Source organism: Streptomyces sp. NPDC020192 (assembly GCF_044388685.1).
Classification (GTDB): domain Bacteria; phylum Actinomycetota; class Actinomycetes; order Streptomycetales; family Streptomycetaceae; genus Streptomyces.
On record NZ_JBIRXG010000026.1, the window covers coordinates 12,969 to 27,176 of the forward strand.

Genomic DNA, 14,208 nt, shown 5'->3' on the forward strand with positions numbered 1-14,208 from the left:
GCGGAAACGTGTAGTGCCGGGGCACGGGCACGCGCCGCCGCTCGCCCACCCTGGAACGCGGTACTCCGTTACCCCGAGTACTCCGTTACCGCGAAAGGCAGTTGTCGCGCCATGCCCCCCACCGCACCGCACCCCGATCCGGCCGGACCCCTGCCCGGCGTCCCCGTCGTCGACATCACCGCCACCGGTCCCGGCCGCACCCCCATTCAGCAGGTCATGGAGCTGATGCGCGGCCACGGCCCGGTGCTGGTGCGCCGGCTGCACGGCCGGGACGTGATGTTCGTCGCCGACGCCGACCTGGTCGCGGACCTCGCCGACGAGGAGCGGTTCGCCAAGCACATCGGGCCCGCCCTGGAGAACGTGCGCGCATTCGCGGCCGACGGCCTGTTCACGGCGTACAACGACGAGCCCAACTGGGCCAAGGCGCACGACATCCTGATGCCCGCCTTCGCGCTCGGCTCGATGCGCACCTACCACCCGGTCATGCTCAGGGTGGCCCGCCGGCTCATCGACTCCTGGGACCGCGCGGCCCGCGACGGGCGGGCCGTGAACGTGCCCGACGACATGACCCGCATGACCCTCGACACCATCGGACTGGCCGGATTCGACTACGACTTCGGCTCCTTCGAGCGTGACGATCCGCACCCCTTCGTGGAGTCCATGGTCCGCTGCCTGGAGTGGAGCATGACCCGCCTGGCCCGCACCCCCGGCGAGGACCACTCCGCCGCCGACGCCGCCTTCCGCCGCGATGCCGACTACCTGGCCCGGGTCGTGGACGACGTCATCGCCTCCCGCGCCGGCACCGACCAGAGCGGCGCCGAGGACCTGCTCGGACTCATGCTCAGCGCGCCGCACCCCGCCGACGGCACCACCCTGGACGCGGCCAACATCCGCAACCAGGTCATCACCTTCCTGATCGCCGGCCACGAGACGACCTCCGGCGCGATGTCCTTCGCCCTGTACTACCTCGCCAAGCACCCCGCCGTGCTGCGGCTGGTGCAGCGCGAGGCCGACGCGCTGTGGGGCGACAACCCTGACCCGGAGCCGTCGTACGACGACATCGGCCGGCTCACCTACACCCGCCAGGTCCTCAACGAGGCGCTCCGGCTGTGGCCGACGGCCGCCGCCTTCAGCCGCAGGGCCCGCGAGGACACCCTGCTCGGCGGCCGCATTCCGCTGCGCGCCGGGCAGGCCGTCACCGTGCTTGCGCCGATGCTGCACCGCCAGCCCGTGTGGGGCGACAACCCGGAGCACTTCGACCCCGAGCGGTTCACCGCCGAGGCGGAGGCGGCCCGCCCGGTGCACGCCTTCAAGCCCTTCGGCACCGGGGAACGCGCCTGCATCGGGCGGCAGTTCGCGCTGCACGAGGCCATCATGCTGCTCGCGATGCTGGTCCACCGCTACCGGCTGCACGACCACGCCGACTACCGGCTCCACGTCAAGGAGACCCTCACCCTCAAGCCCGAGGGCTTCACCCTCACGCTCACCCCGCGCACCCCCGCGGACCGCGTCCACGCCCCGCTGCCCGGCACCGCCCCCGCGCAGGCCGACCAGACCGTGGCCTCGGGCACCCTGCCGGCCCGCGTCCGCCCCGGCACCAGCGCCCTGTTCCTGCACGGCAGCAACTACGGCACCTGCCGCGCCTTCGCTGCCCAGCTCGCCGACGAGGCCGCCGCCGTGGGCTGCGCCACCGAGGTCGCCGCCCTGGACGCGTACGCGGACGGGCTGCCCACCGACCGGCCCGTCGTCATCACCGCCGCTTCCTACAACGGCCGCCCCACCGACGACGCCGGTGCCTTCACCGCCTGGCTGCAGGGCACTTCCGACCTGACCGGTGTGATCTACGCCGTCCTCGGCGTCGGCGACCGCAACTGGGCCGCCACCTACCAGCAGGTCCCCACTCGCGTCGACGCCCGCCTCGCCGAACTCGGCGCCACCCGGCTGACCGAGCGGGCCGCCGCCGACGCCTCCGGCGATCTCACCGGCACCGTACGGGAGTTCACCGCCCGCCTGCGCACCGCCCTGCTGACCGAGTACGGCGACCCCGACGCCACACCGCGGAGCGCGGACGAACCCGCCCACGCCTACGAGGTCCGCACCCTCACCGGTGGCCCGCTGGACGCCCTCGCCGAGCGCCACGACCTGGTCCCGATGACCGTCACCGAGGCGTACGACCTCACCGCGCTCGCGTACCCGCGCACCAAGCGGTTCCTGCGCGTCGCCCTGCCCGAAGGTGTCACCTACCGCACCGCCGACCACCTGACCGTGCTCCCCGCCAACGCCCCGGAGCCGGTGGACCGCGCCGTCGCCGCGTTCGGCCTCGACCCCGACGCCGTGCTGGACATCCGGGCCACCCGCCCGCGCCGCGACGGCCTCGCCGTGGACCGGCCACTGACTGTGCGTCAACTGTTCACGCGGCACGTCGAGTTGCAGGAGCGGCCGACCGCCCGGCAGCTGGCCCTGCTCGCCGAGGCCAATCCCTGCCCGCCCGAGCGCGCCGCCCTCGCCGCCGTCACCGCAGAGGAGCCGCGTACCCTGCTGGAAATCGTCGAGGACCACCCCGCCCTGCGCGGCGCCCTAGGCTGGCCGCTCCTGCTCGACCTGCTGACCCCGCTGCGGCCCCGCCACTACTCGGTCTCCTCCTCACCGGCCGTCGACACGGGCCAGGTCGACCTGATGGTCTCCGTGCTGGACGCCCCCGCCCGTTCGGGTCGCGGCCGCTACCGGGGCACCGGGTCGGGCCACCTCGCCGCCCTGAAGCCCGGCGACACCGTGTACGCCCGCCTCCAGCCCTGCCGCGAGGTCTTCCGGATCGACAGCTCGGCGCCGGTCGTGATGATCGCCGCCGGCACCGGACTCGCCCCGTTCCGCGGCGCCGTCGCCGACCGCGTCGCGGCCCGCGCCACGGGTGCCGAACTCCCGCCCGCGCTGCTGTACTTCGGCTGCGACGCCCCCGACGCCGACTTCCTGCACGCGGACGAACTGCGGGCCGCCGAGAACGCCGGTGCCGTCTCGCTGCGCCCGGCCTTCAGCGCCGCGCCGGAGAACGGCGCCCTGTTCGTCCAGCACCGCATCGCCGCCGAGGCCGACGAGATCTGGGGCCTGCTGAACTCCGGTGCCCGGATCCACGTCTGCGGCGACGGCTCCCGTATGGCACCCGGTGTGCGCGAGGCGTTCCGTACCCTGTACCGGGAACGCTCCCACGCCGACGAGACGGCGGCCGAACACTGGCTGAACTCGCTGGTGGCGGACGGGCGTTACGTCGAGGACGTGTACGCGGCCGGCTGAGCCGCGGGGGAGGGGCGCGGTGGAGGACGCGAAGGCCGGGGAATCCGAGGAGCGGGCCCTGCGGGTCCTGGCCGCGGCGGGCCTCGCACCCGCCCGGCTGGCCGGGGTGCGCCCGCTCAGCGGCGGCACCTACAACACCGTCGAGGAACTGCGGCTCACCGACGGCGGCCGCTACGTCCTGAAGACCGCGCCGACCGGGCCGGGGCTCCGCTACGAGTCCCGGCTCCTCGCCGCCGAGACGGAGTTCTGCCGCGCCGCCGCCGAGGCCGGCGTCCCCGCACCGCGCACCGTCCACACCGACGACGGTCCCGCCGTACGGCACACCCTCCAGACCCGCTGCCCCGGCACTCCCTGGGACGACTCCCTGTCGGAGGCCGAACGGGCAGTCCTGCGCCGGGAGTTGGGCGCCCAGGTGGCCCGGCTGCACCGGATCACCGGACCCGCCTTCGGCTATCCCTCCGGCGCGCTCGGCCCGCTCGTCCCCGACTGGCGTACGGCGTTCACCGCGATGCTCGGCGCCATCCTGGACGACGCACGCCGCTACGCCGCCGAACTGCCGCTCCCCGCCGACAAGGCGGCCCGGGTGCTCGCGGCCGGACACGGCGCCCTGGACGAGGTCACCGTCCCGCGCCCGGTCCACTTCGACCTGTGGCAGGGCAACATCCTGGTCCACCGCACCTCCGACGGACCCCGCATCGGCGGGCTCATCGACGGCGAGCGCATGTTCTGGGGCGACCCGGTCGCCGACTTCGTCTCCCTGGCCCTGCTCGGCGACATCGAGCAGGACGAGGACTTCCTCACCGGGTACCGGGAGGGCGGCGGCCGGGTCGTCTTCGATCGCCCGGAGCGGATCCGGCTCGCCCTGTACCGTGCCTATCTGTACCTGATCATGCTGGTCGAGACGGTTCCGCGGCAGGCCGGGGAGGCCCATGTCCGGTGGGTCCGGGAGACGGTCGCGCCCCACCTCGTCGCCGCGCTGGACGACGTCGCACGGCTCACGCGTGACGCATAACGGGATCCATTCCTTAGATCAGAGCATGAAATAAGACGGCGGGAAAGTCGCGTTCCGGCTGCCCGAAGGGGTATGTTGCAGGTCGGGCAGGGTTCGTGAAGGGAGCCGCATGGCGGGGCGGAACGGACGCACGGTACGCGACCTCAGGCGGGGCAACCGCACGGCCGTGCTGCAGAAGCTGTACTTCGACGGCCCGCTCAGCCGGTTCGAGCTGGGCCCGGCGACCGGCCTGAGCTCCGGCTCGGTCAGCAACGTGGTCGCCGACCTGATCGCCGACGGTCTGGTGGAGGAGGCCGGCAGCGTCGACTCCGACGGCGGCCGGCCGCGCACCCTGCTGCGCGTCGCCCCGCACAGCGGACAGATGATCGGCGTCGACGTCGGCGAAACCCGCGTCCGGGTCGAGCTGTTCGACCTGGCTCTGACCGAACTCGCCCGCACCGAACGCCCGTTGGCACCCCAGGGCTACGATGCCGAGGTGATCGCCGGCCACATCCGGGACGGCATCGCCGAGGTCCTCGGCGCCGAACAGGCCGCGCCCGAGCGGCTGCTCGGTGTCGGCGTCGGCGTTCCCGGCATCGTCGAGCACACCCCGGACCGGGGCGCCGTCGTCCACGGCCAGACCATCGGCTGGGACGCCGTACCGCTGGAACAACTGCTCCGCTCGGCCTCCCGGCTCCCCGACGAGATCCCGTACTTCATCGACAACGGCGCCAAGACCCTGGGCCAGGCCGAGATGTGGTTCGGGGCGGGACGCGGCGCCCGCAACGCCGTGGTCGTGCTCTTCGGCTCCGGCGTCGGCGCCTGCCTGGTCACCCCGGAGGTGGAGCACGGGCGGGCCGTGGAGTGGGGGCATCTGACGGTACGGGTGCGCGGGCGGCGCTGCCGGTGCGGGGCACCCGGCTGCCTGGAGGCCTACGCGGGCGCCGAGTCGCTGCTCGCCCGCTGGCGCGAGGCGGGCGGCCGGCCGCCAGGGGACACGGACGAGGAGACCGCGCTCACCGCGATGCTGGCCGCCGCCTACCCGCCCGAGGGCACCGAGACCGACCCGGTGGCCCTCGCCGTCCTGGAGGAGACCGCCGAGTACCTCGGCGCGGGCCTGTCCGACCTGATCAATCTCTTCCAGCCCGAGCGGATCATCGTCGGCGGCTGGGCCGGGCTCCAGCTCGGCACCCGCTTCCTGCCCGCCGTACGCCGCCACGCGGCGACGTACGCGCTGCGCCACCCGGCCGACAAGGTCACCATCGACCTCGGTCGGCTCGGCCCCGACGCGGTCACCGTCGGCGCCGCGATCCTGCCGCTGGCCGACTTCTTCGCCAGCGGCGGCCGCCGTCCCGAACCGGTCGCCGAGGACCGCCTGCCGGCCTGGCGCGCCGCCCTGCGGGAGCGCTCCCCGCGCTGAGCGGACCCCGGCACGGGCCAGGGGTACGGCCATGACATGGCAGGTAATCGACCCGTGCGCGGGATCCGGGGAGTATCGGTGACGTCAGCGCGACCGAGCAGCGTCGCACCTGGTCCCGACAGCCGAGGAGGCACCCCATGCCGTACTTCGAGAGCCCCGTCGACGGTACCCGCCTGCACTACATCGACCACGGCCCCGCGACCGGCCCCGTCGCCGTCTTCGTCGCCAGCGCCTACCTCGGTCACGAGATGTGGGAGTACCAGACCCTGCCGCTCGCGGAGGCCGGCTTCCGCTGCGTGGCGCTGGACCGGCGGGGCCACGGCCGTTCCGAGGACACCTGGTCCGGTTACGACCTCGACACCCTCGCCGACGACCTGTACGGCCTGCTCGACCACCTCGACCTCGGCGGGGTCACCCTCGTCGGGCACTCCGTCGGCACCGCCGAGGTGATCCGCTGCCTGACCCGACACGGCACCGCACGCGTGGACCGCGCCGTCCTCGTCGCCGGGGTCAGCCCCGGGATCGTCCGCTCGCCGAACCTCCCGGAGGGCCTCGACCCCGCCCTCGTCCGCGCCGACGAGGAGTCCTTCCGGCGCGACCGGGCCGCCTGGTTCACCCGCTTCGCGGACGACTTCTTCGCCGTCCAGCAGCCCGGCAACGACGTCTCCCCGGCCTACGTCCGCCATCTGATCGACCGCTGCATGGTCGCCTCGCCCCGCGCCTCGACCGGCGTCCGGTCCGTCGTCGCCGGCCTGGACATCGCCGCCGAACTGCCCGGACTGGACCTGCCGGTACTGGTCGTGCACGGCACCCACGACACCTCCGCGCCGCTGGCCCTCACCGGCGAGCGGGTGGCCCGGCTGGTGCCGGACGGCACCCTGAAGGTGTACGAGAACGGCGGCCACGGCCTGTTCGTGACCCACGCGGCCCGGCTCACGGCCGACCTGCGGGACTACATCGAGGCCGGCGCCGTACGGACCGTCGAGCTTGCCGGTGAGGGCGCGGGCGGGCGGTGAGCCAAGAGAAAGCCCCGGCCGTGACGGGGGAATCACGACCGGGGCGGTCTGGCGGTGGGCTCACCCACGCTTGGTTTAACGGACAACCATCCTCCGCTGTTCCGAGCCGGTCCGTGACCTGTGTCACCGGCCCTCCCGGGTCCAGGCCAGCAGCTCGTCGGCCGACCAGGTGGTCACCACCCGCTCGGCGGGCACCCCGCACTCCTCGGCCCGCGCGCAGCCGAGGATCTGCCAGTCCAGCTGGCCCGGGGCGTGCGCGTCGGTGTCGACCGAGAACAGCACCCCCGCGGCAACGGCCCCGCGCAGCAGCCGCCGGGGCGGGTCCAGCCGCTCGGGACGGCTGTTGATCTCCACGGCCGTACCGGACTCGGCGCACGCGGCGAACACCGCGTCCGCGTCGAACTCCGACTCCGGCCGCCCCCGCCCCGTGACCAGGCGCCCGGTGCAGTGCCCGAGCACGTCCGCGTGCGGATTCCGTACGGCGGCCACCATCCGCCGGGTCATCGAGCGGGCGTCCATCCGCAGCTTGGAGTGCACCGACACCACGACCACGTCCAGCCGCTCGAGCAGCTCGGGCTCCTGGTCCAGCGAGCCGTCCTCGAGGATGTCGCACTCGATGCCGGTGAGCAGCCGGAACGGCGCCCAGCGCGCGTTCAGCTCCGCCACCTCCTCCAGTTGCTCCCGCAACCGCTCCGGAGACAGACCACGGGCCACGGTCAGCCGCGGGGAGTGATCGGTCAGGGCCGTCCACTCGTGCCCGAGCGCGGCCGCCGCCCGGCCCATCTCCTCGATCGGGCTGCCCCCGTCGGACCAGTCCGAGTGGGTGTGACAGTCCCCGCGGATCAGCGCCCGCAACCGCGCACCGGCGCCCTCGGGTGGCGCGATCCCGCTCTCCGCCTCCAGCGTGCGCAGATAACCGGGCACCTGACCGGCCAGCGCCTCCCGCACCACCTGCGCGGTCTTTGGCCCGACCCCCTTCAGCGCCTCCAGCGTCCCCGCCGCCGCCCGCTCGGCGACCTCGCCCTCGGGCAGTGCGGCCAGCGTGCGGGAGGCGGTACGGAAGGCCTTCACCCGGTAGGTGGGCGCGAGCGACCGCTCCAGCAGGAAGGCGATCCGGTCCAGGGCGGCGAGGGGATCCATGCACCCAGGTTGGACCAGGCGCCCGCGAGGGGCGCGGGGAACGGCACGGTTCTAGGCTCTATTGCATGACCGAACAAGGAGTGCCCCACATCTCCCATCCACGGGTCCTCGTGCTCGGAGTGTGCAAGGGCAAACCGGGCGAGCCGCCCTTCCGGATCATGGAGATCGACGGTCAGGTGATCGGGGAGGCCAGGAACGTCACCGACGTACTGGAGACCGCCGCCTCCTACGGCGTCGCCATTCACGACATGGACGACCCGGACGTGGTCCGCTGGGTCGGCGGAGACAAGTACACCTGGACGCTGCGCCACTGAGCCACGTCCGGCGGCAACACCCTGGTACGGGACCTGTTTCTGACGCCCTGCCAGTCATGGATCGGTCACGCCCTGGGTAAGGAATTCACCTGACCGGCGTAATTGCGATCTCATGCGGTTAAAGAATGAGCCTGGGAGCGGTGAGAGTTTCCTTGAAAGGGAGCCTCATCGGCGTTGCGGACGTCTTCGGTGACGAAGACTGCTGCGCATGGCCACGAACGTCCTCGACGCAGCCGTCCCCACCGGTGCCGTCCGTCGCCCACCATGGAGATCACCCCAGGGTGAGCCCGCGTACGCCCGCCCCGCGCTGCTGGTCCTCATCGTGCTCGCCGCCGTGCTCTTCACCTGGGGCATCCAGCGCAGCGAGTACCACACGTTCTACGCGAGCGCGGTCCACAGCATGACGGAGAGCTGGAAGGCCTTCTTCTACGGCTCCTTCGACCCCGGGAATTCCATCACGCTCGACAAACTGCCCGGATTCCTGTGGCCGCAGGCGCTGTCCGCCCGCATCTTCGGATTCCATCCGTGGTCGGTGACCCTTCCCCAGGTCCTGGAGGGCGTGGCAAGCCTGCTGGTGCTGTACCGCCTGGTGCGCCGCTGGGCCGGGGTGCACGCGGCGCTGATCGCCGGCGCGGTGTTCGTGGTGACGCCCGTCGCGATCGGGCTGTTCCGCACCTCGGTCGAGGACCCCATGTTCACGCTGTGCCTGCTGCTGGCCGCCGAGGCCACCCAGCGGGCCGCCCGGTCCGGCCGGCTGCGCCCGCTGGTCATGGCCGGTGTGTGGATCGGCGTCGCCTTCCAGGCCAAGATGCTGGAGGCATGGGTCATCCTGCCCGCGCTCGCGCTGGTCCACCTGATCTCGGCACCGCTCCCGATGCGCAGGCGGCTGGCCCACCTCGGCCTCTCCGCCCTGGTGATGACCGCCGTGTCGGCCTCGTGGATGGTCGCCGTCACCCTCACTCCGGCCAAGGACCGGCCCTATGTGGACGGCACCACCAACAACTCGGCGTTCAGCATGGTGGTCGGCTACAACTTCCTGACCCGTTTCTCCTCGCTCGGCATCGACGCGGCCTCCACGGGCAGCGTCAGCAGCCAGTTCGGCGGAGGCGGTCACGGCGCCGCCGAGCAGCGGGCGGGCCAGGGGTCCGGTCACCGTGCCGTCGGCGCGGGCGGTGCGCAGGGCGCCGGAGCGGGCCGGGACCTGCGCGGCTCGACCGCCGCCGGGGCGGCGGGCCGGTACCAGGCGGCCGGCGGGCCCGGCGGCGACCAGGACGGCTGGTCGAAGATGTTCGACAAGGCGCTCGCCTCCCAGACCGGCTGGTTCTACCCGATCGCCGCGATCGCCGCGGTGTGCGGACTGCTGTGGTCCCGGGGCCGGCCGCGCACCGACCGGGGGCGCGCCGGGTACGTCCTGTGGAGTACCTGGCTCGCCCTGTACTTCCTGGTCTTCAGCGCAGGCAGCGTCGCCGGGCACACGTACTACATGGGCGTGATCGCGGTGCCGCTCGCCGCGCTCACCGGCGCCGGGACCGTGCTGATGTGGCGCGCCTACCGGGCCGGCGGGCCCCGCGCCTGGGTCCTGCCCGGCGCGGTCGCGGCGACGGCGGCCTGGGCCGCGTACCTCTCCGGGCAGTTCCCGTCGTTCGTGCCCTGGCTGCCGCCCACCGTGGCCGTGCTCGGTCTCGCCGGCCTGGCGCTGCTCCTCGTGGCCCGGCCCGGTCGGCCGCGCGCCGGCGGCCGGCTCGCGTTCGCCGGTCTCGCCGCCTGCCTGGCCGCCCTGCTCATCGCGCCGAGCGCGTGGGCGGTACAGGTTTTCACTCCGTCGTACCGCTCCAACGTCATGGGCTCGGTCGGCCCGAACGGTGTGGCCCGCAGCCATGTCACGGCGGCCGCCGGGGCCGGACGGTCCGGGCAGCCGGCATGGGCCGGCGGCGGGGCGCTCGGCCGGGCGAGCCGCGGCAGCACGCGTGGCATGAGCCGGGCCGGCTCCGGTGCCTGGGGCGGTTTCGGCAACACCGCCACCGGCGGCGGACTGAACGCGACCCAGCACCGGCTGCTCGCCTACACCCGCGCCCACCAGGGCTCCGCCGCCTATGTGTTCGCCACCAGCGGCTGGAGCTCGGCGGCGCCGTACATCCTGGCGGCCGGCGCCCACGTCCTGCCGCTCGGCGGCTTCAGCGGCCGCGTGCCCTTCCCGACCGAGGCCCGGTTCCAGCAGCTGGTCGCCACCGGCCAGGTGCGGTACGTGCTGCTGAGCGGCGGCCGGGGCACGGGCTCCCTGCCGGGGTACGGCGAGAAGCCGGCGGGCTTCCACGGCAGGAGGACGGAGGACGGCACCGGCGGCACGGTCGCCGGAGAGGCGATCACCGCGAACGCGGCCCCGGGCAGCACGGCCGTCGCGCAGATCACCGCCTGGGTGCGGGCCACCTGCGCCCGGGTCCCTGCCTCGGCCTACGGCGGCACGGACACGGCCCCCGCGGTCCCGTCCCTGCCGGGGCTCGCCGGGATCATGGCGAACGCGCAGACGCTCTACCGCTGCGGACCCGGCCAGTAGCATGAGCCCGGCAGCCCGTACCGGTCATGCGAGGAGCGGATCGTGCGAGACATCGCCGTCTTCAGCGGCAGTGCCCACCCCGAACTGGCCCAGGAGGTCTGCGCCCACCTCGGGGTGGCCCTCAGCCCGACCCGGGTCAGCAGGTTCGCCAACGACTGCCTGGAGGTGCAGCTTCAGGCCAACTGCCGGGAACGGGACGTCTTCCTGATCCAGCCGCTGGTCCGGCCGGTGCAGGAGCACCTGGTGGAGCTGCTGCTGATGTGCGACGCCGCCCGGGGTGCCTCGGCGGCCCGGATCACCGTCGTCATGCCGCACTACTCCTACGCCCGCTCCGACAAGAAGGACGCGCCGCGCATCTCCCTCGGCGGGCGCCTGGTCGCCGACCTGCTGGTGGCGGCCGGCGCCCGCCGGGTCCTCGCCATGACCCTGCACGCCCCGCAGGTGCACGGCTTCTTCTCGGTGCCGGTGGACCACCTGCACGCACTGCGCGAACTGGCCGCGCACTTCCGCCGGTACGACCTCACGCGTACGACGGTCGTCTCGCCGGACCTCGGCAACGCCAAGCAGGCCGCCGCCTTCGCCCGGCTGATCGGGGCACAGGTGGCGGCCGGCGCCAAACAGCGGTACGCGGACGACCGGGTGAGCATCAGCTCGGTCATCGGCGATGTCGCCAGCCGGGACGTCATCGTGCTGGACGACGAGATCGCCAAGGGCAGCACGGTCGTCGAACTCCTCGACAGGCTGAGGGAGTCGGCTCCTCGCTCGATCCGGGTGGCGTGCACGCACGGCGTGTTCGCGGGCGGCGCCGTCAAACGGCTGAGCGAGCAGCCGGACGTGCTGGAGATCGTCTGCACCAACACCGTGCCGGTACCGATGGCCGAACACACGGACAAGCTCCGGGTGTTGTCCATCGCCCCCGCCCTGGCCGAGGCGGTACGGCGCATTCACAACGGTGAGTCCGTCAGTGCCCTGTTCGAGCAGTCGTAGCGGACCTACAGCGAGCCGGACGCGGCCTCGGAGCGGGCCAGGGCCGCGTCCAGGCTCGGGTGTGCGGGCAGCAGCCGGGACAGCCCGGTGACCCTGAGGACGCGCAGGGTCAGCGGATGCGCGCACACCAGGAACAGCTGCCCGCCGCCGCCCTGCACCCGCACACGGGCCCGCTGCAGCAGCCGTAGCCCCGAGCAGTCGAAGAACTCCACCGGCCGCAGGTCGATCACGACCCGGGCGCCGGGGCGGCCGGTGAACCGGTCCAGCAACGGGCCGATCTCCGTGGCCGAGACCAGGTCGATCTCGCCCCGCAGCTCCAGCACCGTGTGCGCCCGGTGCTCGTAGACGCGCAGGTGGCGGTGGAAGGGTGCACGCTCGTCCGGCACGGCCGCTTCACCTCCCACCCACGCCCGGCCATGGGGTCATTCCCCGATCGCCAAGTTACCCTTGATGGAAGGAATTTGAGCATGTTCGATTGACATATGTCGCCGAGTTTCGCACGTGTCGACAAACTGCTCGGTGACGGTCCCTCAGTCGACCAGCAGCACCAGCTTCCCCGTCGTCCGGCCGGTGTCGCCCAACGCGTGCGCCTTCGCCGCCTCGGCCAGCGGGAACGTCCCGGCGATCGTCGCCCTCAGCTTCCCCGACTCGGTCAGCCCCGCGATCGCCTCCATCCCGGCCCGGTCGGCGTCCACCAGCATGCGCACGGCCCGTACCCCGAGCCGCTCGGCCTCGTCGTGGAACTCCGCGGAGCCGATCGGCAGGATCGACACCACGACACCGCCCGGCCGCAGCACCTTCAGCGACTGCACGGAGGTGTCCCCGCCGAGCGTGTCCAGGACGACGTCGACGTCCCGCACCGCCTCGGTGACGTCGGTCGACCGGTTCGTCCACGCCGATCTCCCGCAGGAAGTCGTGCTTGCCCGCGCTCGCCGTGCCGATCACATACGCGCCGCGCGCCTTGGCGATCTGCACGGCCACGTGCCCGACCCCGCCGGCCGCCGCATGGATCAGCACCCGCTGTCCCGGCCGCACATCCGCGTGCTCGGTCAGCGCCTGCCAGGCGGTCAGGGACACCAGCGGCAGCGCGCCCGCCTGGGTGTGGTCGAGGGAGACCGGCTTGCGCACCAGGGCGCGCACCGGGGCGATCACGTACTCGGCGTGCGAGCCGTGGCCGTACGGGTAGGGCAGCATGCCGAAGACCTCGTCGCCGGGCTCGAAGGCGGCCACACCGGTCCCGGTCGCGGCGACCTCGCCGGAGACGTCCCAGCCGAGGACGAACGGCGGCTCGCCCAGGAAGCCGCCGGTGGCCCGGTGCTTCCAGTCGGTGGGGTTGACCCCGGCGGCCCGCACCCGGACCAGCACCTGGTTCGGGCCCGGCTCGGGCCGCTCCACCCGCACTTCCTTCAGGACCTCGGGACCGCCGAGGACGTCCTGGCTGATGGCTCGCATGGTGTTCACATCGTTCATGGTCACTCAGCCTGCCCGGGTCCGCGCCCCGAGGAAATGGCAGGATGGTCATACTCCGATAGGATCGTGCCATGAGCGGCAAGCACGGGCAGGAACGGGTGGTCGTCCTCGCCCTGGACGGCGTCTACCCCTTCGAACTGGGCATTCCCAGCCGGATCTTCGGCGCCGCCGACGGCCACTACGAGGTGCTGACCTGCACGGTCGACGGCAGGCCGGTGCGCAGCAACGCCGACTTCACGATCGGTGTCGAGCACGGCCCGGAGATCCTGGACACGGCGGACACGGTGGTGATCGTCTCGATGGCGCCCGCGTACATCCCCGCCGAGCTGCCCGACGAGGTCGCCGCGGCCCTCGCCCGCATCCGCCCGGACGCCCGGATCGTGTCGATCTGCACGGCCGCCTTCGTCCTCGCCGAGGCCGGTCTGCTCGACGGCCGCCGGGCGACCACGCACTGGCAGGTCGCCGAGACGTTCCGCCGCCGCTTCCCGCGGGTCGACCTCGACCCGGACGTCCTCTTCGTCGCCGACGGCCGAGTGCTCACCTCGGCCGGCGCCGCCTCCGGAGTCGACGTCTGTCTGCACATCGTCCGCACCGACCATGGCAGCGAGCTGGCCAACTCCGTCGCCCGCCGCTGTGTCGTGCCGCCGTTCCGGGACGGCGGCCAGGCCCAGTACATCGAGCAGCCGGTCCCGGAGAGCGGCGCGGCGAGCACGGCCGGGACCCGCCTGTGGGCCATGCAGCGCCTCGGCGAGCCGCTCACCCTGACCGACCTCGCCGGGCACGCCCGGATGAGCCTGCGCACCTTCGCCCGCCGCTTCAACGACGAGGTCGGCCTCAGCCCCGGTCGCTGGCTGATCCAGCAGCGCGTCGCCCGCGCCCGGCATCTGCTGGAGTCCAGCGACATGCCGGTGGACCGGATCGCCGCCGAGGTCGGCTTCGCCACCGGTGCCTCGCTGCGCCAGCACCTGCACGCGGCGATCGGGGTGTCCCCGCAGGCCTACCGCAGGACGTTCCAGCAGGCCCGCTGA

10 protein-coding genes and 1 pseudogene are annotated in these 14,208 nt (G+C 73.1%); 8 read left to right on the forward strand and 3 right to left on the reverse strand.

Going from position 1 to position 14,208, the window contains the following annotated elements; genetic code table 11:
• Positions 1-111 precede the first annotated feature (111 nt).
• The 4 genes from ACH47Z_RS36435 (at position 112) to ACH47Z_RS36450 (ending at position 6,715) form a co-directional block, all read left to right on the forward strand.
• Entirely contained in the window at positions 112-3,288 is a 3,177-nt protein-coding gene (locus tag ACH47Z_RS36435; protein ID WP_399081532.1) for a cytochrome P450, read from the forward strand.
• A gap of 19 nt (positions 3,289-3,307) precedes the next feature.
• The gene (locus tag ACH47Z_RS36440) at positions 3,308-4,300 is read left to right on the forward strand and encodes a phosphotransferase family protein (protein WP_399081534.1); all 993 of its coding nucleotides are present in this window, start codon (positions 3,308-3,310) and stop codon (positions 4,298-4,300) included.
• 109 nt (positions 4,301-4,409) lie between these two features.
• Entirely contained in the window at positions 4,410-5,699 is a 1,290-nt protein-coding gene (locus ACH47Z_RS36445; protein WP_399081536.1) for an ROK family protein, read from the forward strand.
• A gap of 137 nt (positions 5,700-5,836) precedes the next feature.
• On the forward strand, positions 5,837-6,715 hold the full coding sequence (locus tag ACH47Z_RS36450; RefSeq protein ID WP_399081538.1) for an alpha/beta fold hydrolase: 879 nt from the start codon (positions 5,837-5,839) through the stop codon (positions 6,713-6,715).
• Between the two features lie 123 nt (positions 6,716-6,838).
• Here ACH47Z_RS36450 and ACH47Z_RS36455 read toward each other — a convergent pair whose 3' ends face one another.
• On the reverse strand, positions 6,839-7,855 hold the full coding sequence (locus ACH47Z_RS36455) for a PHP domain-containing protein (protein WP_399081540.1): 1,017 nt from the start codon (positions 7,853-7,855) through the stop codon (positions 6,839-6,841).
• A 65-nt stretch (positions 7,856-7,920) separates the two neighbouring features.
• Between ACH47Z_RS36455 and ACH47Z_RS36460 the strand changes: the two genes are divergently transcribed.
• The 3 genes from ACH47Z_RS36460 to ACH47Z_RS36470 all read left to right on the forward strand — a co-directional run bounded on the left by ACH47Z_RS36460 (position 7,921) and on the right by ACH47Z_RS36470 (position 11,710).
• A complete protein-coding gene (locus ACH47Z_RS36460) occupies positions 7,921-8,169 on the forward strand; it encodes a hypothetical protein (protein WP_399081542.1) in 249 nt (82 codons plus the stop codon).
• A 208-nt stretch (positions 8,170-8,377) separates the two neighbouring features.
• Positions 8,378-10,723 (forward strand): ArnT family glycosyltransferase, encoded by a 2,346-nt coding sequence (locus ACH47Z_RS36465; protein WP_399081544.1) that lies wholly within the window; start codon positions 8,378-8,380, stop codon positions 10,721-10,723.
• Between the two features lie 42 nt (positions 10,724-10,765).
• The gene (locus ACH47Z_RS36470; RefSeq protein WP_399081546.1) at positions 10,766-11,710 is read left to right on the forward strand and encodes a ribose-phosphate diphosphokinase; all 945 of its coding nucleotides are present in this window, start codon (positions 10,766-10,768) and stop codon (positions 11,708-11,710) included.
• Between the two features lie 5 nt (positions 11,711-11,715).
• Here ACH47Z_RS36470 and ACH47Z_RS36475 read toward each other — a convergent pair whose 3' ends face one another.
• Both ACH47Z_RS36475 and ACH47Z_RS36480 read right to left on the reverse strand, forming a co-directional pair.
• Positions 11,716-12,096 (reverse strand): anti-sigma factor antagonist, encoded by a 381-nt coding sequence (locus tag ACH47Z_RS36475; protein ID WP_399081548.1) that lies wholly within the window; start codon positions 12,094-12,096, stop codon positions 11,716-11,718.
• Between the two features lie 144 nt (positions 12,097-12,240).
• Positions 12,241-13,180, reverse strand: a pseudogene (locus tag ACH47Z_RS36480) (NADP-dependent oxidoreductase).
• 71 nt (positions 13,181-13,251) lie between these two features.
• On the opposite strand from ACH47Z_RS36480, the gene ACH47Z_RS36485 reads away from it, so the two are divergent.
• Positions 13,252-14,208: a GlxA family transcriptional regulator gene (locus tag ACH47Z_RS36485; protein ID WP_399081550.1), complete on the forward strand. Its 957-nt coding sequence runs from the start codon at positions 13,252-13,254 to the stop codon at positions 14,206-14,208.

Bases quoted from the DNA above. Each gene is read 5' to 3' on its own strand.
- ACH47Z_RS36485 (WP_399081550.1), top strand. From the start codon at position 13,252: ATGAGCGGCAAGCACGGGCAGGAACGGGTGGTCGTCCTCGCCCTGGAC.
- ACH47Z_RS36455 (WP_399081540.1), bottom strand. From the start codon at position 7,855: ATGGATCCCCTCGCCGCCCTGGACCGGATCGCCTTCCTGCTGGAGCGG.
- ACH47Z_RS36465 (WP_399081544.1), top strand. From the start codon at position 8,378: ATGGCCACGAACGTCCTCGACGCAGCCGTCCCCACCGGTGCCGTCCGT.
- ACH47Z_RS36450 (WP_399081538.1), top strand. From the start codon at position 5,837: ATGCCGTACTTCGAGAGCCCCGTCGACGGTACCCGCCTGCACTACATC.
- ACH47Z_RS36445 (WP_399081536.1), top strand. From the start codon at position 4,410: ATGGCGGGGCGGAACGGACGCACGGTACGCGACCTCAGGCGGGGCAAC.
- ACH47Z_RS36460 (WP_399081542.1), top strand. From the start codon at position 7,921: ATGACCGAACAAGGAGTGCCCCACATCTCCCATCCACGGGTCCTCGTG.
- ACH47Z_RS36435 (WP_399081532.1), top strand. From the start codon at position 112: ATGCCCCCCACCGCACCGCACCCCGATCCGGCCGGACCCCTGCCCGGC.